Below are 17,768 nucleotides of genomic sequence, written 5' to 3' on the forward strand. Positions count from 1 at the left end.
GGCGGGGCGTCGGTCGCCTACCCGTCGGTGCTGCAGGCCGGCACCGCCGTCCTGGTCGACGCGCAGGGGACCGGCCCCGCGGGGCCGGTGACCGCCGACGGGGACCGCCCCGCTCAGCCCGCGTACTGGGCGAAGATCTTCGCGAACTCGTACGGCTGCTGGGCGATGTTGGTGCACTTGTAGAGCGCGCCGGTGCAGGCGTTGGCGTCCCGGGTGGCGTCCCAGAAGGCCAGCTCGCCGAGGTGGTGCTGCTGGGCGAAGGCGACCAGCTGCCGGGCGTCCGCCTGGTTGTAGACCTGGTGGTCGTCGTTCTCCCCGAGCATCGGGGTGATGCCGACCGCGGCCCAGAGCTGGGCGTCGCTCTTCGCCGGGTAGAGCGACTTGAGCTGGCCGTAGAGGCCCTGGGCCGCCTGGACGGCCGCGTCGCCGTAGTCGGCGCCGGTGCGGTAGTAGTCCATCGCCATCGCGTTCACCAGGTCGACGGCCACGCCCGCGTCCCGGGCCGAGCGGACGATGGCGACGCCCTCGGCGGTGAGCCCCTCGGGCAGCACCGGCAGGGTGAACGACACCTTCAGGCCGGGGTTGGCCTTCTGCAGCTTGGCCAGCGCGGCGGAGCGGCGGTCGTTGGCGACGGTGTCGGCGATCGCGGCGCCCTCGATGTCGAAGTCGACGTAGCGCAGGCCGTAGGCCTTGACCACGGCGTCGTACTCGGCGAACAGCGAGTCCACCGAGGTGCAGGCGGCGGCGAGTTCGGTGCCGCTGGCACCGCCGAAGGACACCTTCACGTCGCCGCCGGCCGCGCGCAGCGCGTCCACCTGGTCCTTGGCCCAGCCGGTGCGCGGGTCGTAGGCGTTGAACCAGCTGGCCTTGCAGCCGACGCCGGTCACGAAGCCCATGGTGAAGGACTTCAGATTGCCGGCCTGGGCCATCGCGGGCATCGACGGGGTCGGCCAGGCGCCCATGTCGATGTACGGGGCCACCGGGACGGCGGTGGGCGGCGGCGGGGTGGTGGGCGTTCCGGTGCCGGTGGGCGTGGGGGTGGGCGTGGGGGTCGGCGTCGGCGTGGCCGAAGTCGGCGGCGGGGTGGTCGGGTTGCCGCCCGGACCGGTGAGCGTGACGTCGTCGGCTAGGTAGCCGCCCTGCCCGTACCAGCCGTGCAGGTAGACCGTCACGCTGCTGGTGGCCGGGCCGGTGGTGAAGGTGGTGGAGAGCTGCTGCCAGGCGGGGCCGCCGGGGGTCCAGACGGCCGGGTCGGTGACCCCGCTGCCGGTCGCGCCGAGGTAGACGTACTGGCCCTGGACCCAGGCGCTCAGCGTGTACGTGGTGTTGGGACGAACGGCGACGCTCTGGCCGCACTGCGCGGTGTCGCTGCTGCTCACGCCGCCCCTCAGCGCGTACGAGCCGCTGTGCGCGCCGGTGCCGACGACGCTGCCGGTGGTGGCCGAACAGCTCCAGGGGCTCGCCGAGCCGCTCTCGAACCCGGCGTTGCCGAGCAGGTTGCCGTCGGCCGCGCCGGCGCTCCCGGCGAGCGAGGCGAGCCCGCCGCCGGCCAGCACGGTGGCGGCGGCGAGACCGAGCAGCTTGACCCGGACGGCGGGGCGGCGGTGCCGGGCGGGGGCGTCGGGCGCGTGGGTGTCGTGGGGCGCGCGTGGCATGGGGGTGCCTCTCGGGACGGTGCGCCCGCCGCCCGCCACGCGAGGGGGAGCGCGGGCGGGCGGCGGGTGCGGTGGGGGCGTGGTCCGGTGCGGGGAGGTGCGCGGTGCAGCTTCAAACTGGACTAGACCAGCTGTGCACGTCAAGCACCTTCGGCACATCAGAGGCGGTTGCCGGGAAGGTTTTAGGAACGGTTTAAGGCAGCGCCCGCTCCCGGGGCGCGGCCGTGGGCGCCCGGGCGGGCCGCGCGGTCAGCAGGTGGGGCAGGCCCGGCACTCCCGGACCTGGACGTCGTCCACCACCGGGCCGTAGGCGCCGCTGCCGGTGGTGCTGGCGAAGGCCAGTGTGGTGGAGGCGCTGGTGGCCACGAAGGTGAACTGGCGGCCCACGTACCCCATGGCGGCCCGCGACTTGCCGGTGGTGTCGAAGGAGAAGTCCTGGAAGTCCTGGCCGTCGACGAGGGCCCGGCCGGTCTTGACGGCCGGTCCGCCCTCCGGGTTCCCCGCCAGCGCGTACGTCACCGAGTAGGTGGCGCCCGGCGTGGTGGCGAAGGTCTGGGCCACGGTGCCCTGGGAGGAGCCGTTCAGGTCGACGGACTGGTCGCCCTCGGCGGCCTGCCAGAAGCCGGCGCCGATCAGGTCCACGCTGCCGCCGGTGACGCGCCACGGGCCGATGGACTGTCCGGCCGAGAGGCCGAGGAAGGAGTTCGCCGCCACCTTCGGCGTCTCGAAGCTGCCGTCGTCGAAGCGGCTGAGGGCCCGGCTCTGGGCCCCCGCGCGGTCGGCGGTGCCGGCGGCCCGGGCGGGAACCGCCGAGGCGGTGACGCCGCCGACGAGCAGCGCGAGGGTGACCGCGGCGGTACGGGTGCGCGGGAACGACATGGGGACCTCCTGGACGGACGTGGCGCCGGAGCCCGGAACGGGTCCGGCAGCGCTCATCGTCGGAGCCGCCGGCCGCGCGGGGCCAGGCCGGGGCGCGGGCGCCTCGTGGTGCGGGGCGGCACCCGTGAGCTCTCGCGCGCCGGTTTGGCGGGCGGTCGGCCGCCGCGGACCGGCCCCGGGCCGTCCGCCCCCGGGGCCGGGCGGGCGGGGCGCCGCGCGGCGGCGGCCCGGGGGAGGCGCCTTGGTCCGGTCCGGCCGTTGCACACGATCCATCCGCGCGCCCCGGGCGCGCTTCGTACGCTCCCCGTCCTGGCGCGCGGCCGGGGCCGGGGGTGGCGGCGTCCACCCTGTGGAAAGGTGCCCGGCGTGGTCGGCCGCGCCCTACCGTGACCGGATGATCAAGGACTTGCGCATCTGCTTCATCGGGGACTCCTTCACCCAGGGCGTCGGTGACCCGGAGTACCGCGGCTGGGTCGGCCGGGTGCTCCAGGAGACCGGCCGGGCGGCGCCCGCCGAGCTCACCGCCTTCAACCTGGGCGTCCGGCGCAACACCTCCTCGGACGTGCTGCGCCGGATCTGGGCGGAGCTCGACGCACGGACCCTGCCGGGCGCGGACAACCGCCTGGTGGTCTCGGTCGGCAGCAACGACGCCACGCCGCAGGACGGCGGACCCCGGGTGGCGCCGGCCCGCTGCCTGGCCAACCTGACCGCGATCCTGGACGGCGCCCGCGAGCGCGGCCTCGGCGTGCTCGTGGTCGGGCCGCCGCCGGTGATGTGCTGGGGCCGGGACCACCTGGAGCCGCTGCTGGACCTCGCCGGGCGGATCGCCGGGCTCTGCGCCGAGCGCGGCGTGCCGTTCGTCGACGTGACGGCCGCGCTCGCCGCGGACCGGGTCTGGGCGGGCGAGGCGGCGGCGGGCGACGGCGCGCACCCGGGCGCCGGCGGCTACCGCGTCCTCGCCGCTCTCGTGCTGTCCGGCGGCTGGCGGGACTTCGTGCGGGGCGCGCGGGCTTGACCTTGAGCGCACTCCAAGGGAGAGGCTGGTGCCGTTGATCCACGACACGAAGGAGCACCGGAAGATGCGTACCACCACGCTTGGTCAGCAGGGTCCCGAGGTCGGAGTGGTCGGTCTCGGCTGCATGGGCATGACCTGGGCCTACGACCTGCGCAACCGTGACGACGACACCTCGGCCCGGGTGATCCGCGAGGCGCTGGACCTCGGCGTCACGCTGATCGACACCGCCGACATCTACGGCCCGTACAGCAACGAGGAGGTGGTCGGCGCCGCCCTGGCCGGCCCGTACCGGGAGCGCGCGGTGCTGGCCACCAAGGTCGGCCTGGTGCCGGGCACCGGCGACCGGCGGGTGGACAACGACGGTCGGCCCGAGCACGTGCGGCGCGCGATCGACGAGAGCCTGCGCCGTCTGGGCACCGACCACGTCGACCTCTACCAGCTGCACCGGGTCGACCCGGAGGTGCCGATCGAGGAGACCTGGGGCGCGCTCGCCGAGGCCGTCGCGGCCGGCAAGGCGCTCCGGATCGGGCTCTCCGAGGTCACCGTCGAGGAGATCAAGCGGGCCCAGGCGGTGCACCCGGTGGCGTCCGTACAGTCCGAGCTGTCGCTGTGGACCAGGGACGCGCTGGCCGAGGTGCTGCCGTACACCGAGGCCGAGGGCATCGCCTTCCTGCCGTTCTCGCCGCTCGGCCGGGGCTTCCTGACCGGCAGCATCTCCTCCCTGGACGAGCTGCCGGCGGACGACTTCCGCCGCTCGCTGCCGCGCTTCCAGCAGGACGCGCTGGCGGCCAACCTGGCCCTGGTGGCGAAGGTGAAGGAGGTCGCCGACCGGGTCGGCGCGACGCCCGCGCAGGTCGCGCTGGCCTGGGTGCTGGCGCAGGGCCGGTACGTCCTCCCGATCCCGGGCACCAAGACGCCGCGCTACCTGGTGGACAACGCGGGGGCGGCCGACCTGGTGCTCTCGGCGGCCGACCTCGCCGAGCTGGACGCGCTGCCGGCGCCGACCGGCGGGCGCTACTGACCGGGTGACGGGCCGGTCCTCCGGGGCGGGGCTTTCTGGCCGGGCTTCCTGGCCGGTCTTCCGGGCCGGGCTCCCGGGCCGGCGGCACAGGGTGCGGGGCCGGGCCGGCCGGCCCCGCGCTCAGCGCTCCTTGACCCAGACCAGCTGCCGGCCCGTCTCACCGGGCGCCCGGACCGCCGCGTCGGCGATCCGGGCCAGCCGGAAGCCGAGCTTGCGCGGCACGGCCGCACTGGCGGTGTTGGCCTGGTCGCAGTGGATCTCCACCCGCCGGACGCCGGGCAGCGCGAGCGCGGCGGCGCTCAGCGCCCCGGCGGCGGCGGTGGCGATGCCCCGGCCGCCGTGCTTCGAGCCCACCCAGTAGCCGATCTCCAGCGCCCCCGGCCCGATCCGGCCGTGCAGGCCGAACGAGCCGATGACGCTGCCGGGTTCGGCGTCCAGGCCGACCAGGTAGATGAAGTCGGTGCCCGCGTCCCAGGCGGCCGCGCCGGCCGCGGTCAGCTCGGTGGTCTGCGCCAGCGTGGGGGCCGCGGCGGCCCACTCCAGCCAGGGCCGCAGATGCTCCAGATCGGTCCGGACGGCGGCGTTCAGCGCGCGCGCGTACGCGGCCGAGCGGCGGTGCAGGGAGATCCCGCCGGCCAGCCGCAGCAGTTCCGGCGGCCGGCCGGTGGAGATCTCGCCCGGGGCCGGTCGGCGCCGTCCGGTGCCGGATCCGGTGGCGGGGGCGGTGGCAGGGCCGGGTACGTCCTCGCAGGGTGGTGGCGTGACGTGAGTCATGACAGCGATTATGGGCGGGCCCCGGAGCGCCGGCCACCGCCGAACCGCGGGGGAGCCGGCGCCGCCCCCGGGCGCGTCAGAGGCGTGTCAGCACGTCGTCGAGCTCCTTGCGCCGCAGGTCGGGGACGCGCGCCCCCTCTGCCGGATAGCCCACCGGGATGACGTAGGCGGCCCGCTCCTCGGCCGGGCGTTCGCACACCTCGTTGAGGAACTTCATCGGGCTCGGGGTGTGGGTGAGCGTGGCCAGGCCCGCCTGGTGCAGGGTGGCGAGCAGCAGTCCGACGGCGATGCCGACGGACTCCTTGGTGTAGTAGGGGCGCGGCGACCGCGGGCCCTTGTGCACCTCGAAGACGACGATCACGGCGGGCGCGTCCTCCAGGAACGGCTTACGCCAGTCGGTGCCGATCGGGGCCAGCGCGGCCAGCCACTCCTCGGAGGCCCGGTGCGCGTAGAACTCGCGCTCCTCGGCCTCGGCGGCCTCGCGCAGCCGCCGCTTGCGCTCCGGATCGGTGATCACCACGAACCGCCAGGGCTGGACGTGCGCGCCGCTGGGCGCGGTGTTCGCGGTGCGGATCGCCCATTCGACGACGCCGTCCGGGATCGGGCGGGTCGCGTAGTCGCGGACGGTCCGGCGCCGCGCCATCACGTCGTGGAAGGACCTGCTGCGTGCCTCTGCCTCGTGGGCGGGCACCGTCATCGGGATCAGCGGGACGGTCGGGTAGGCGGGCGTCCCTGCCACTGCACTGTCAACCATGGCCGACAGCACAGCACATGACGGGCGGTCCGGGAAGAGTCCCGAACCGCCCGATCGTACGAATGGACCAGACCACTCAGCTCTCGTGGACGCGCCCGCCGCGGACCTCGATCCGCCGGTTGACCTGCACCGTGTCCAGCATCCGCCGGTCATGGGTGACCAGCAGCAGCGTGCCGGTGTACGAGGCCAGCGCGGACTCCAACTGCTCGATGGCGACCAGGTCCAGGTGGTTGGTGGGCTCGTCCAGCACCAGCAGGTTCACGCCGCGGGCCTGGAGCAGCGCCAGGGCCGCCCGGGTGCGCTCGCCGGGGGAGAGGGTGTCGGCCGGCCGCAGCACGTGCGCCGCCTTCAGGCCGAACTTGGCCAGCAGGGTGCGCACCTCCTCCGGGCTCAACTCCGGTACGGCGGCGGCGAACGCGTCCGAGAGCGGCTCCCCGCCCAGGAACAGGCCGCGGGCCTGGTCCACCTCGCCGACGACCACGCCCGAGCCCAGCGCGGCGTCGCCGCCGTCGAGTTCGAGCCGGCCGAGCAGCGCGGCCAGCAGGGTGGACTTGCCCGCGCCGTTGGCGCCGGTGATCGCGACCCGGTCGGCCCAGTCGATCTGCAGGTCCACCGGTCCCAGGGCGAAGTCGCCGCGTCGGACGGTGGCCCCCCGCAGGGTGGCGACCACGGCGCCGGAGCGCGGCGCGGTGGCGATCTCCATCCGCAGCTCCCACTCCTTGCGGGGCTCCTCGACCACGTCGAGCCGCTCGATCATCCGCTGGGTCTGCCGGGCCTTGGAGGCCTGCTTCTCGGTCGACTCGGTCCGCATCGCGCGGCCCATCTTGTCGTTGTCGCCTGCCTTGCGGCGCGCGTTGCGCACCCCGTGCTCCATCCAGCCGCGCTGCATCCGCGCCCGGGCCTCCAGGCCGGCCTTGGTGTCCGCGTACTCGTCGTACTCCTCGCGGGCGTGCCGGCGGGCCACCGCGCGCTCCTCCAGGTACGCCTCGTAGCCGCCGCCGTACAGGTTGACCTGCTGCTGGGCGAGGTCCAGCTCCAGCACCCGGGTGACCGTCCGGGCCAGGAACTCGCGGTCGTGGCTGATCACCACGGTGCCCGCGCGCAGGCCCTTGACGAAGGACTCCAGGCGCTCCAGGCCGTCCAGGTCGAGGTCGTTGGTGGGCTCGTCGAGCAGGAAGACGTCGTAGCGGGAGAGCAGCAGCGAGGCGAGGCCGGCCCGGGCGGCCTGGCCGCCGGAGAGCGCGGTCATCGGCAGGTCCAGCGAGACCGTCAGCCCGAGCGAGCCGGCGACCTCCTCGGCCCGCTCCTCCAGATCGGCGCCGCCGAGGTCCAGCCAGCGGTCCAGGCTGGCCGCGTAGTCGTCGTCGGCGCCGGGGCGGCTCTCGACCAGGCCCTCGGTGGCCAGGTCCAGGGCCGCCTGGGCGGCCGCCACGCCGGTGCGGCGGGCCAGGAAGTCCCGGACCGACTCGCCCTCGCGCCGCTCCGGCTCCTGCGGCAGGTGGCCGATGTTCGCGCCCGCCGGGCTGAGCCGCAGCGAGCCGCCCTCGGGGGTGTCCAGCCCGGCCAGCAGCCGCAGCAGCGTCGACTTGCCGGCGCCGTTCACGCCGACCAGCCCGATCACGTCACCGGGGGCGACGACCAGGTCCAGGCCGGAGAAGAGGGTGCGGTCGCCGTGGCCGGCGACGAGGTCCTTGACTACGAGTGTGGCGCTCATGATGTCTCCGATTCTAGGAGAGCGGGAGAGCGCGCCGGGGCCCGCGGCGGGAAAGGCCGCGGGCCCCGGGGCCGGACGTGCTGCCGGAGGTGACTCAGGTCACTTCGTCTTCTTGGAGATGTACTCCAGCGCGTGCTGGGCGACGTCGTCCAGGTAGGGGCCGGCCTCCCAGGTGTTGTCGTTGCCCCCGATGGAGGTGTCCGAGACCAGCACCTGCTTGCCGTCCTTGGTCGCGAACCAGCCGCCGCCGCTGTCGCCGCCGGTGCCGTTGCAGCCGATGGTCAGCATCGCCGGGCGGCTCGGGTCGATCGTGTGGCGGACCGGCTTGCCGCTGTCGCAGTGCTCCAGCTCCATGCCGTCGAAGGGCTTGCCGGCCGGGAAGCCGTAGCTGCTCACGGCGGAGACCTGGTCGCGCGGGGCGTTGAACCAGACCGGCACGGAGCCGCCGACGACCTCCTCCAGCGACTTCTTGCTGCCGTCCGGGTTGGCCACCCGGATGATGCCGAAGTCGTACTGGCTCCACGGGCCGCCGTACTCCGGGTCGGCCTCGTCCGCCCAGGTCGGGGAGACGATGCCGGCCACCGCGCCCCACTCGCCGTACGGCTCGGCCTGCGCCAGCGGCGCCTGCTTCCCGCCGCTCAGCACGCCGGTGCTGTTGAAGGCCGGGGCGAAGGTGATGTTGGTGTGCGACTTGCCGCCCTTGCCGCCGTGCAGGCAGTGGCTGGCGGTCCACACCAGGTTGCTCTTGCCGGGGTTGGCCGGGTCGGAGATCACGGTGCCGGAGCAGACGTACTCCTGCGCGCCGTCCTGGAAGAACAGCTTGCCGTTCACGTGGAAGTTCTTCGCGTACGGGTGCGGGACGGGCTTCTCCTGGACGACCTTCGGCAGCGGGTCGTTGCCGTTGTCCGCCGGCGGCTGGGAGCCCGGCTGGCTCGGCGTCGCGCCGGTGGGCTGGGCCGTGGGCTGCGCCGCGGTCGGCTGGCCGCTGGGCTCCTTGGCCGGCCCGGGCTTGTACGGCTTGGCCTTGAGGATCTTCTGGAGGTCCCAGAAGCCCTGCACGGCCGGGGTGATCACGTTCTGCTGGGCCCACTTGTCCCAGTCCTCGAACTTCCACTTCTTCAGCTCGTCGAGGGTGGGCAGCTTGACCGGGGCGGCGCCCGGTGTGCCGGTGCCGGCCCCGGTGGTCGCGGCGGCGGTCGGCGCCGCGGTCTGGGCCCCGGTGGCGTCGCTGTTGTCCGGACCGCACGCGGTCGCGACCACCATCGTCAGCGTGACGACGGAGGCGCCCAGCGCAGCACGCGTGGTCCGGGATATCGGTGACATGAGTTCAGTTCCCCCTGTGGATGCGTGCCATGCCGCCCGAGCCGCAGGCATGGCAGGTGAGGAGTCTGCCATGCGGGCGGCGGTGCCCCCGCCCGAGGGTCGGACCGGGGCGGAGCTGTCACGGGATCGGCACGTGATCCGCACGGAATTAATCGCTTGCCGGGCCCCGGGAGCCTCCGTACCGTGGTTCGTGCCACCCGCCAGAACAGGAGAAGGCCGTTGCTCTACTGAGGTCCCGAGACACCGCCCCCCGCCGCCCCGCAGTCCTGCTGCCCGCGGTGTGTGCGTGTGCGAGTGCGCGACCTCAGTGGTGAGCCGGCCCGGCATCCCTCCGTCCGATCTTCGACGGTCCTCGCCGCCCGCCCGGCCCCGCCACGCTCCGGGCCCCTCCGCGCGCCGCCTGCGGTGTCTCCCGTGTTGCTCCCCAGACCGTCTGCAACCACCCGGGAGGCCTCCCCATGGCATCACCCAGTACCGCTGTCCTCTGCACCGACCTCGGCTTCGAGTGGCCCGACGGCACGACCGTGCTCGACGGCTTCCACCTCGCCGTCGGCCCCGGCCGGACGGGCCTGATCGGCCTCAACGGCGCGGGGAAGTCCACCCTCCTGCGCCTCGTCGCGGGCGAACTCACCCCCACCGCCGGCGCCGTCAGGGTCGGCGGCGAGCTCGGCTACCTGCCGCAGGGCCTCACCCTCGACACCGGGCTGAGGGTCGACGAGGCGCTCGGCATCCGGGCCACCCGGGAGGCGCTGCACGCCATCGAGTCCGGCGACACCGACCAGCGCCACTTCGACGCCGTCGGCGACGACTGGGACGTCGAGGAGCGCGCCCGCGCCACCCTCGACCGGCTCGGTCTGGACCGGCTCGGCCTCGACCGCACCACCGGCGAACTCTCCGGCGGCGAGGCGGTGCTGCTGCGGCTGGCCGCCCTGCTGGTGCGCCGGCCCGACGTCCTGCTGCTCGACGAGCCGACCAACAACCTCGACCGGTCCGCCCGCGAGCGGCTCTACGAGACGGTGGCCGGCTGGAGCGGGGTGATGGTGATCGTCAGCCACGACCGCGAGCTGCTCCAGCACGTGGACCAGATCGCCGACCTCAGGGACGGCCAGGTCACCTGGTACGGCGGCAACTTCGCCGACTACGAGCGGACGGTCGCCGCGCAGCAGGAGACGGCGGAGCGGCTGCTGCGCAACGCCGAGGCCGATGTCCAGCGCCAGAAGCGGGACTTGGTCGACGCCCGTGCCAAGCTGGACCGCAGCGCCAGTTACGGCAGGAAGCGCTCGGTCACCCGCAACGACCCGCACATCTTCGCGGGCAAGCTGAAGCGCCAGGGCCAGGAGACCGCCGGGCGGCTCCAGGGCATGCACACCGAGCGACTGGAGGAGGCCAGACAGCGGCTCACCGCCGCCGAGGAGGCGGTCCGCGACGACGCCGAGATCCGGATCGACCTGCCCCGCACCGCCGTGCCGGCCGGGCGCACGGTGCTCACCCTGCAGAAGGTCCGGCTGCCGTACGGCACCACCGCCGACCTCGACCTGCGCGGACCCGAGCGGATCGCCCTGATCGGCCGCAACGGCGCCGGCAAGTCCACCCTGCTGCGCACCATCGCCGGTGAACTCGCCCCGCTGGAGGGGGAGATCACCACCCCGGTGCCGCTGCGCCACCTGCCGCAGCGGCTGGACGTGCTGGACGACGGGCTGAGCGTCGTGGGGAACGTCAAGCAGTTCGCCCCGGCCGCGGGGGACAACGCGATCCGGGCCAGGCTGGCCCGCTTCCTGTTCCGCGGCGGCCGGGCCGACCAGCTCGCCGCCACCCTCTCCGGCGGCGAGCGGTTCCGGGCCACGCTGGCCGCGCTGTTGCTGGCCGATCCGCCGCCGCAGCTGCTGCTGCTCGACGAGCCGACCAACAACCTCGACCTGGCCAGTGTCCGCCAGCTGACCCAGGCGCTCGCGTCCTACCAGGGGGCGCTGATCGTCGCCAGCCACGACCTGCCGTTCCTGCGCGGCCTCGGGATCACCCGCTGGCTGGAGCTGGACGGCGAGCTGCGGCCGGTGGGCCCGCGGTAGCCGGCCGGCGCCGGGGCCCGGCCCACCGGGTCGGGCCCCGACGGCGGGGTCGGGCCCGGGCGGTCGGCGCCGGCGCCGCTTCAGGCCCCGGTTCAGGCGGGCCGGTTCAGGCTCCGGTGGGCTCGGTCGCGGGCCGCAGCTTGCGGGCGACCAGCGTGCCGAGCCGGTCCAGGCCGACCACCGTGGCCGCGAGGACGACGAACTCGACGGTCAGCAGCGCGATCTGGCCCCAGACGTAGCCGTAGCCCTTGGTCGTCGGGTCGAAGAAGAAGTACGGGTACGGCAGCGGGTAGTTGGAGAACAGCCCGTTGCGGGCGAGCACGATCGCCGCGTAGCCGAGCGGGAAGGCCAGCCAGAGCGGGATGTCGCGCCAGGCGGAGGCGTTGCGCGGCTTCAGCGTCAGCCAGTCGATGATCACCATCACCGGCGTCACGTAGTGCAGGAAGAAGGACGACCAGTGCTGCAGCTTGTCCGGCCCGTCGAAGAGTCCGGGCAGCGGGTTGGCGCCGTGCTCCAGCAGGATGTGCGAGACCAGCCCGGTGATCAGGATGTAGAGCGTGGCCGCCCCGCGCAGCCGGGGGGCGGGCGCGTCCACCGTGCCGCGCTTGACCATCCAGTAGACCGCGCCGATGAAGTAGCCGAGCACGATCACATTGCTCTGGATGGTGAAGTAGACCAGCGGGGCGGTCTGGAGGGTCAGGCCGAGGCCCGCCGAGAGCACGATGCCCATGCGCCACCAGAGCGCGGGGCTGGTCCGGACTGACATGCGGTCACCAGTTCGTTTCAGGCGATACGGGAGGTATCGGGTGGAAGAGGGGGGATCGACGCACTCTACTCGCTGGTAGGGCCGGGACGGAAGAAATGTCACCGCAGGTGGCAGGCCCCCCGTCACCCGGCCGCTCCCTCCCCCCCGGTCACCCGGCCGCTCCCTCGTCCCGCCGTCACCCCGGCAGGACGAAGCCCGACTCGTACGCGGCGATCACCGCCTGGGTGCGGTCGCGGGCGCCGAGTTTGGCCAGCACGCTGCCGACGTGCGTCTTGACCGTCTCCGGGCTGAGCGCCAGCCGCCCGGCGATCTCGCCGTTGCTGAGCCCGGCGGCCATCAGCCGCAGGACCTGCCCCTCCCGCTCGGTGAGCCGCCCGATCGGCCCGTACCCCGACGCGGCCGCCGGCCGCCCCGCCGGCCGCTGGCGCAGCGCGAGTTCGCGCACGGCGGCCGGGTAGAGCAGCGAGTCCCCGCGCGCGACCAGCCGCACCGCCTGCACCATCTCCTCCGCGCTGGCCCGCTTCAGCAGGAACCCGGCGGCGCCGGCCCGCAGCGCGTCGTACACGTGGTCGTCGTGCTCGAAGGTGGTGACCACCAGGATCCGGGGCGGCTCGGCCATCCCGCCGACCAGCTGCTCGGTGGCCCGGATGCCGTCGATGCCGGGCATCCGGACGTCCATCAGCACCACGTCCGGACGCAGCTCGCGCACCAGCGGGACGACCGCGGCGCCGTCCGCCGCCTCGCCGACCACGGTGAGGTCCGGCTCCGCGTCGATCACCACCCGCAGGCCGGTCCGCACCAGCCGTTCGTCGTCCGCGATCACCACCCGGACGGTTCCGGTCGGGTCGTTCATCGTGCTCCCTCCAGCGGTAGCCAGGCGGTCAGCCGCCAGGTCGTCCCGTCGTCCGTCGGACCGGCGGCGCAGCCGCCGCGCAGCACCGCCGTCCGCTCGCCGATCCCGCGCAGCCCCCGGCCGCCGCCGGGGCGGCTGGGCCGGGCCTCGCCCAGCGGATTGGTCAGTTCGATCTCCAGCCGGTCCACCGCCAGGCCGACCCGGAGCCCGGCGGGCGCCGGCCCGGCGTGCCGCAGCACATTGGTCAGACCCTCCTGGACGATCCGGTAGGCCTCACGGGAGACGGCGGCCGGCAGCCGGTGCAGCCCGGGGGCCAGCTCGGCGTCGACCTCGACGCCGGTGCGGGCGAGCTGGCGCAGCAGGTCGTCCAGCCCCGCGAGGGTCGGTCCGGCGGACTCCGCGTCCGCCCGGTCCTCCTCGCGGAGCAGCCCGAGCACCGCGTCCAGCTCGGCGACGGCCGCCCGCGCGGTATCGGCGATCGCCCGCAGTGCCTCGGCGGCGAAGTCCGGGTCGGTCCGCAGCACCCGGGCCGCCGCCGAGGCCTGGATGCCGACCGCGCCGAGCGCGTGGCCGACCGAGTCGTGCAGCTCGCGGGCGAGCCGGTTGCGCTGGGCGAGGACGGCGGCCCGCCGTTCGGCGGCGGCCAGCCGCTCCTCCGGGGTCGGGCCGAGCAGCACCGGCGCCCACCGGGCGAGCAGGGCGCCGCAGCCGGCGCTGGTGGCGAGGATCAGCAGCAGGAGCGCGAGGCCGAGCACCGGTCCGGGCAGCCAGGCCGGGAACCCGCGGTCCTGCCAGAAGCGCACCACGTCGTCCACCGCCGGCCCGCCGAGCGGAGTGATCACCAGCACCACCGCGAACGGCGTCCCGGCCAGCGTCATCCCGCTGACGATCCCGCCGAACAGCACGTGCAGCACGTACCAGGCGGCGCTCCGGCGCCTGGCGGCCCAGGACCTGGCCGGCCCGGCGGAGACCTCCTCGGCCCGCTCCGGCGCGCAGAGTGCCCGTGCCGCCGCCCCCTCCAGCGACCGGACCGTCGGCACCAGGGCGGTGACGGCGGCCATCGGCAGCGAGAGGGCGAGCGCGGCGAAGTAGAGGAGGACCTGGACCACGGAGCCGTGCGCCGGGTCGAGCGCCCCGAGCAGGACGGTCGAGAGCATCCAGTACGGCATCAGCAGGGCGCCGCCGAGCACCAGGTGCACCCAGCGCAGCCGGGCCCGCCGGCCCAGCAGCGCACCGCCGATCCGCCGCGCGGTGCCGCCCGCGCCCACCCCCGTGATCACCCGGCCGACTCTACGTCAGTGGTCCCGGTGCCCGGCCGGGCCGGCACCGCCTGCCCGGCCAGGGCGACCCCGCCGGCGGAGATCGTTGTGGTCATGCCCCCCACCCTCCCGCGGGCGGGAGGGTGGGTGCCTCCTCCCACCACACGATCCGCCTCCCCCGCCAGGGGGAGCCGGCCGGCCAGGGTGTCCTCCCCGGAGACCCGGGCCGGCCGGCCGCGGACGGGCTACGGGATGATCGGCTCGCAGCCGACCGCCTTGCCGCCGGCGACGAGGAACTGCCGCCAGAGGTCGGCGGTGTCGGGGAAGAGCCCGCTGCCGGCCACCCCGGGGCTGTACTTCCGGTCCAGGTGGAAGTAGGTGGACTTGCCCTGGCACGTGGCGACCACGTTCTCGCCCGAGGACCCGATCCACCGGGCGCGCCCGTAGGCCTCCGTACGCGCGTCCTGCGGGTCCAGCGCGCTGACCCGGGGGTCGGTGGTGATCGTGAAGGAGGCCTGAGTGTTCAGGCCGCCCGGGGAGGAGATCGCACAGGACCAGACCGGGGCGAACCCGGCGGTCACCGTCTGCCGGTACCCCTCGCCGGCCTGTGGGTCCCGGGCCGGCGCCATGCCGGGCAGGCCGCAGACGTTGCCGAGGTCGGCCGGTTGCGGGGTCGCCGCGGCGGACAGGCCGGACGGGGCGGGGAGCCCGCCACCGCACCCCTTGCTCTCGGCGGCGGTGTTGGCGAACGCCACGGCCAGCGCCGCCATCCCAGCGGCGCGGCCGCCGACCGTGTCGTCCGACCCGAGCAGCCGGACCTCGGCCCGCATGGCCTTGGGACAGCCGTCCGGGAGCAGCGCCCAGGCACGGGAATCCAGCACGGCGCCGGTGGAGCCACCGGCGAACAGCCGGGCCTCCGGTGCTGTCGGCGGCGTGACCTCGTCCTGGGGGAGCGCGAGGGCGAGCGCCGCGGACCGGCCGGTCGGGCCGAACAGCCCGTACGAGACCGTCACCCGGCAGGCAGCGGTCCGGTCGTAGGCGCCGGGCGACCAGCCGTCGCTCTTCTCCTCGCTGATCCGCCCGGGCCCCAACGCGGTGTGCACCTCGTCCGCCGTCGCGGCGCCAGCGCAGACTGTGTCCGGCCCCAGCACGTTCGTCAGCTCGTACAGCAGCACCCCCGAGGCGGCGGCCGTGATCGCCACGATCACGGCCGCCGCCCGCAGGCGCAGCCGCCGGGTGGTGAAGCCGCGCCGGGTGAGGGCCTCGTCGGTGCGGCGCAGCGCGCCCGCGGTCCGGTCCGTGCTCCCGTCCGCGCGGTCCTGTTCGGCCGTCATGGCGTCCTCACCCCCTGCCGAGCGCACCGTTGCGGGCCGCGGTGAAGTCCGACGCCGCGTCGTGGATGATCGCGGCGAGGGCGGTGGCGACGCCGGAGGCCTGGGTGAAGTCGGTGTCGATGGTCTTGAGGGTGCGGCCCGCGTCGTCGGCGGCCGCGCCCTGCCAGCCCGCCCGCTGCGGGGTGTTGGTGAGGTCTGTGCCGACTCGGGCGTCGAGCGAGCTGAGCGCCTGGCCATGTTGGTCCAGGCCTCGGCCGCCTCGGTGACGCCGGAGAAGTCGGCCTCGTGCAGTTCCCTGCAGGACACCATGCCGCTGGGGCTCCTCTGTCGGTTCTCGGTTCTCGGGGCCGGGGGGCTCAGTGGCCGAACTGGCCGGCGGTGGCGTGCTCGTTCGCCTGGTAGGTGCGCTGGGTGGTGTCGAGGTTGTCGGCGGTGCCGGTCAGCTTGTCGTGCAGGGTCTTGCACTGCTGCAGCCAGCGCTCGGTCGAGCCGGTGAGCGCGCCGGCGAAGGAGAAGCCGCGGATCCTGGTGGCGGCGGTGGTCGCGTGCTCGGCGAGGTTGTTGCCACCCTTGCCGTTGGCACTGTCGAGGTCGGTGGCGATCTGCCGGGCGATGCCGGCCGAGGCGTTGAGCTCGTGCGGCCGGTCCAGCCGGGTGGTGGGGGCGGACGGCGGCGGGCCGGGGGAGGGGTTCGGGGTGGGCCCGGCCGCGAACGGGGACGTGCCCGGTGCCGAGATCGGGATGACGGTGTCCGGCGACGGGTTGCGCGGTGCGCCCGGCGGGGAGGCCGGCTGGACCGGCCCGGTGGTGAACCCTGGGGAGGCCATGTGCTTCTGCTTCCTTTCCTCTGACGAGAGATCAGGACCACTCCGACAACAGGGCGACAGCAGGGCGACCGTACAGGCCCGCCCCGTAGGTGTACCGACGCACCCTCCGTCACCCCGGTTGCGCCCTCCGTGTCAGGGATTCGTCAGGGCTGTGTCGACGGGCGGAGGGTCTTGTTACCGGCGGGTCGCTTCCCTATCATCGCGAGTGTTACAGCTTTACTGTCAAACCCCGAGGGGGCGGTCGCCAGTGCGTGACCCGAGCAGTCCCGGCCCGCTGGCCGGGGTCCGGGTGGTCGAGCTCGCGGGGATCGGCCCCGGGCCCTTTGCGGGCATGCTGCTGGCCGACCTCGGGGCCGACGTGGTCCGGGTGGACCGGCCCGATCCCTCGCCGCTCTCCCAGGACCCGGCCTACGACGTCACCAACCGCAACAAGCGCTCGGTGCTGGTCGACCTCAAGTCCCCCGGCGGGCCCGCGCAGGTGCTCGACCTGGTCGAACGTGCCCACCTGCTGATCGAGGGCTACCGCCCCGGAGTCGCCGAACGCCTCGGCGTCGGCCCCGAGGCCTGTCTCGCCCGCAACCCCGCCCTGGTCTACGGCCGGATGACCGGCTGGGGTCAGGACGGACCGCTGGCCGCCCGGGCCGGCCACGACATCGGGTACGCGGCGGTGGCCGGGGTGCTCGGCCTGATCGGATCGCCCGAGCAGCCGCCCGCCGTCCCCGCCAACCTGCTCGGCGACTACGCCGGCGGCTCGCTCTACCTGGTCGTCGGTCTGCTCGCGGCTCTCCACCACGCCGGTGCGACCGGCGCCGGCCAGGTCGTCGACGCCGCCATCGTGGACGGCGCCGCCCACCTCACCACCGTGCTCTGGGGGCTGCTCGCGGCCGGGCAGTGGCAGGACCGGCGCGGTGTGAACCTGCTCGACGGCGGTGCACCCTGCTACGCCGTGTACCGGGCCAAGGACGGCGGCGACCTCGCCGTCGGCGCGCTGGAGCCGCGGTTCTACGCCGAGTTCGCCCGGCTGCTGGAGCTCGGTCCGGACGCCCCGGGCCAGTACGAGGTGGCCCGCTGGCCCGAACTGCGGGCGCGGATCTCGGCCCGCTTCGCCACCCGTACCCGCGCCGAGTGGGAGGCCGTCTTCGCCGGCTCCGACGCCTGCGTGGAGCCGGTCCTGACGATGCGTCAGGCGGCCTCGTACGGGCACCTGGTGGCCCGGGGGACGTACGTCGAGGCGGACGGCGTCACCCAGCCGGCGCCCGCGCCCCGGTTCTCCGCCACCCCCGGCACGCTGCGCCGCCCGCCGGCCCGGCCGGGCGCCGACACCGACGAGGTGGCCCGCGACTGGGGTGTGCCCGCCCTGCTGGCCCCGCCGGGCTCACCTGCTGAGCCCGCTGAGCCCGCTGAGCCCGCTGTCCCTGCTGAGCCGGCTCTCCCCGCTGTCCCTGCCGACCGGGCCGTCCCGGATTCCCCGGACGCCCCCGAGTCCCCAGATTCCCCGAATTCCCTGGGCTCCGAGGCCCGTTAAGGA

General features: G+C 74.7%; 16 protein-coding genes. 5 read left to right on the plus strand and 11 right to left on the minus strand.

From position 1 onward, the window contains the following. Positions 1-183: hypothetical protein (locus ABZ495_RS25790; RefSeq protein ID WP_359838302.1), on the plus strand; the 183-nt coding region annotated here is incomplete at its 5' end. On the opposite strand, the gene ABZ495_RS25795 is transcribed toward ABZ495_RS25790, so the two are convergent. Together ABZ495_RS25795 and ABZ495_RS25800 are read right to left on the minus strand one after the other, a co-directional pair. Beyond that, the gene (locus ABZ495_RS25795; protein ID WP_359838304.1) at positions 114-1,655 is read right to left on the minus strand and encodes a carbohydrate binding domain-containing protein; all 1,542 of its coding nucleotides are present in this window, start codon (positions 1,653-1,655) and stop codon (positions 114-116) included. The two genes, ABZ495_RS25790 and ABZ495_RS25795, sit on opposite strands and share 70 nt — an antisense overlap. A 249-nt stretch (positions 1,656-1,904) precedes the next feature. Beyond that, positions 1,905-2,534: a choice-of-anchor C family protein gene (locus ABZ495_RS25800; RefSeq protein ID WP_359838306.1), complete on the minus strand. Its 630-nt coding sequence runs from the start codon at positions 2,532-2,534 to the stop codon at positions 1,905-1,907. Between the two features lie 394 nt (positions 2,535-2,928). Here ABZ495_RS25800 and ABZ495_RS25805 point away from each other — a divergent pair, with 394 nt between their 5' ends. Both ABZ495_RS25805 and ABZ495_RS25810 read left to right on the plus strand, forming a co-directional pair. Then, positions 2,929-3,549: a GDSL-type esterase/lipase family protein gene (locus ABZ495_RS25805; protein ID WP_359838308.1), complete on the plus strand. Its 621-nt coding sequence runs from the start codon at positions 2,929-2,931 to the stop codon at positions 3,547-3,549. A gap of 64 nt (positions 3,550-3,613) precedes the next feature. Then, positions 3,614-4,570: an aldo/keto reductase gene (locus ABZ495_RS25810; RefSeq protein WP_329487070.1), complete on the plus strand. Its 957-nt coding sequence runs from the start codon at positions 3,614-3,616 to the stop codon at positions 4,568-4,570. Between the two features lie 120 nt (positions 4,571-4,690). On the opposite strand, the gene ABZ495_RS25815 is transcribed toward ABZ495_RS25810, so the two are convergent. The 4 genes from ABZ495_RS25815 to ABZ495_RS25830 all read right to left on the minus strand — a co-directional run bounded on the left by ABZ495_RS25815 (position 4,691) and on the right by ABZ495_RS25830 (position 9,135). Beyond that, positions 4,691-5,344 carry a GNAT family N-acetyltransferase gene (locus ABZ495_RS25815; RefSeq protein ID WP_359838310.1) on the minus strand — a complete coding sequence of 218 codons (654 nt, stop codon included), beginning with the start codon at positions 5,342-5,344 and terminating at the stop codon, positions 4,691-4,693. A gap of 76 nt (positions 5,345-5,420) precedes the next feature. After that, positions 5,421-6,098, minus strand: a complete 678-nt coding sequence (locus tag ABZ495_RS25820) for a nitroreductase family protein (RefSeq protein ID WP_329487068.1) — start codon at positions 6,096-6,098, stop codon at positions 5,421-5,423. 76 nt (positions 6,099-6,174) lie between these two features. Continuing rightward, positions 6,175-7,812 (minus strand): ABC-F family ATP-binding cassette domain-containing protein, encoded by a 1,638-nt coding sequence (locus ABZ495_RS25825; RefSeq protein WP_352296532.1) that lies wholly within the window; start codon positions 7,810-7,812, stop codon positions 6,175-6,177. 99 nt (positions 7,813-7,911) lie between these two features. Further along, positions 7,912-9,135: a hypothetical protein gene (locus ABZ495_RS25830; protein ID WP_359810637.1), complete on the minus strand. Its 1,224-nt coding sequence runs from the start codon at positions 9,133-9,135 to the stop codon at positions 7,912-7,914. 458 nt (positions 9,136-9,593) lie between these two features. On the opposite strand from ABZ495_RS25830, the gene ABZ495_RS25835 reads away from it, so the two are divergent. After that, positions 9,594-11,201, plus strand: a complete 1,608-nt coding sequence (locus ABZ495_RS25835; RefSeq protein WP_359838312.1) for an ABC-F family ATP-binding cassette domain-containing protein — start codon at positions 9,594-9,596, stop codon at positions 11,199-11,201. Between the two features lie 106 nt (positions 11,202-11,307). Here the strand turns inward: ABZ495_RS25835 and ABZ495_RS25840 are convergent, their stop codons facing one another. The 5 genes from ABZ495_RS25840 to ABZ495_RS25860 form a co-directional block, all read right to left on the minus strand. Then, entirely contained in the window at positions 11,308-11,967 is a 660-nt protein-coding gene (locus ABZ495_RS25840; protein WP_359810642.1) for a Pr6Pr family membrane protein, read from the minus strand. A gap of 175 nt (positions 11,968-12,142) precedes the next feature. Beyond that, on the minus strand, positions 12,143-12,820 hold the full coding sequence (locus tag ABZ495_RS25845) for a response regulator transcription factor (RefSeq protein ID WP_359810645.1): 678 nt from the start codon (positions 12,818-12,820) through the stop codon (positions 12,143-12,145). Beyond that, positions 12,817-14,100, minus strand: coding sequence for a histidine kinase (locus ABZ495_RS25850; protein WP_359810648.1), 1,284 nt, complete (start codon positions 14,098-14,100; stop codon positions 12,817-12,819). The genes ABZ495_RS25845 and ABZ495_RS25850 overlap by 4 nt, the downstream gene beginning before the upstream one ends. 224 nt (positions 14,101-14,324) lie before the next feature. Further along, positions 14,325-15,413, minus strand: a complete 1,089-nt coding sequence (locus tag ABZ495_RS25855) for a hypothetical protein (protein WP_359810651.1) — start codon at positions 15,411-15,413, stop codon at positions 14,325-14,327. A gap of 356 nt (positions 15,414-15,769) precedes the next feature. Continuing rightward, the gene (locus tag ABZ495_RS25860; RefSeq protein ID WP_359810656.1) at positions 15,770-16,240 is read right to left on the minus strand and encodes a hypothetical protein; all 471 of its coding nucleotides are present in this window, start codon (positions 16,238-16,240) and stop codon (positions 15,770-15,772) included. Between the two features lie 247 nt (positions 16,241-16,487). On the opposite strand from ABZ495_RS25860, the gene ABZ495_RS25865 reads away from it, so the two are divergent. Continuing rightward, a complete protein-coding gene (locus tag ABZ495_RS25865) occupies positions 16,488-17,765 on the plus strand; it encodes a CaiB/BaiF CoA-transferase family protein (RefSeq protein ID WP_359810659.1) in 1,278 nt (425 codons plus the stop codon). Positions 17,766-17,768 lie beyond the last annotated feature (3 nt).

The organism is Kitasatospora sp. NPDC005748, from assembly GCF_040630735.1.
GTDB lineage: Bacteria > Actinomycetota > Actinomycetes > Streptomycetales > Streptomycetaceae > Kitasatospora.

What these genes read in the sequence shown, in the direction of transcription:
- ABZ495_RS25860 (WP_359810656.1), bottom strand. Translation starts at nt 16,240, where the DNA reads ATGGCCTCCCCAGGGTTCACCACCGGGCCGGTCCAGCCGGCCTCCCCG.
- ABZ495_RS25805 (WP_359838308.1), top strand. Translation starts at nt 2,929, where the DNA reads ATGATCAAGGACTTGCGCATCTGCTTCATCGGGGACTCCTTCACCCAG.
- ABZ495_RS25840 (WP_359810642.1), bottom strand. Translation starts at nt 11,967, where the DNA reads ATGTCAGTCCGGACCAGCCCCGCGCTCTGGTGGCGCATGGGCATCGTG.
- ABZ495_RS25825 (WP_352296532.1), bottom strand. Translation starts at nt 7,812, where the DNA reads ATGAGCGCCACACTCGTAGTCAAGGACCTCGTCGCCGGCCACGGCGAC.
- ABZ495_RS25855 (WP_359810651.1), bottom strand. Translation starts at nt 15,413, where the DNA reads ATGACGGCCGAACAGGACCGCGCGGACGGGAGCACGGACCGGACCGCG.
- ABZ495_RS25810 (WP_329487070.1), top strand. Translation starts at nt 3,614, where the DNA reads ATGCGTACCACCACGCTTGGTCAGCAGGGTCCCGAGGTCGGAGTGGTC.
- ABZ495_RS25845 (WP_359810645.1), bottom strand. Translation starts at nt 12,820, where the DNA reads ATGAACGACCCGACCGGAACCGTCCGGGTGGTGATCGCGGACGACGAA.
- ABZ495_RS25795 (WP_359838304.1), bottom strand. Translation starts at nt 1,655, where the DNA reads ATGCCACGCGCGCCCCACGACACCCACGCGCCCGACGCCCCCGCCCGG.
- ABZ495_RS25830 (WP_359810637.1), bottom strand. Translation starts at nt 9,135, where the DNA reads ATGTCACCGATATCCCGGACCACGCGTGCTGCGCTGGGCGCCTCCGTC.
- ABZ495_RS25800 (WP_359838306.1), bottom strand. Translation starts at nt 2,534, where the DNA reads ATGTCGTTCCCGCGCACCCGTACCGCCGCGGTCACCCTCGCGCTGCTC.
- ABZ495_RS25820 (WP_329487068.1), bottom strand. Translation starts at nt 6,098, where the DNA reads ATGGTTGACAGTGCAGTGGCAGGGACGCCCGCCTACCCGACCGTCCCG.
- ABZ495_RS25815 (WP_359838310.1), bottom strand. Translation starts at nt 5,344, where the DNA reads ATGACTCACGTCACGCCACCACCCTGCGAGGACGTACCCGGCCCTGCC.
- ABZ495_RS25835 (WP_359838312.1), top strand. Translation starts at nt 9,594, where the DNA reads ATGGCATCACCCAGTACCGCTGTCCTCTGCACCGACCTCGGCTTCGAG.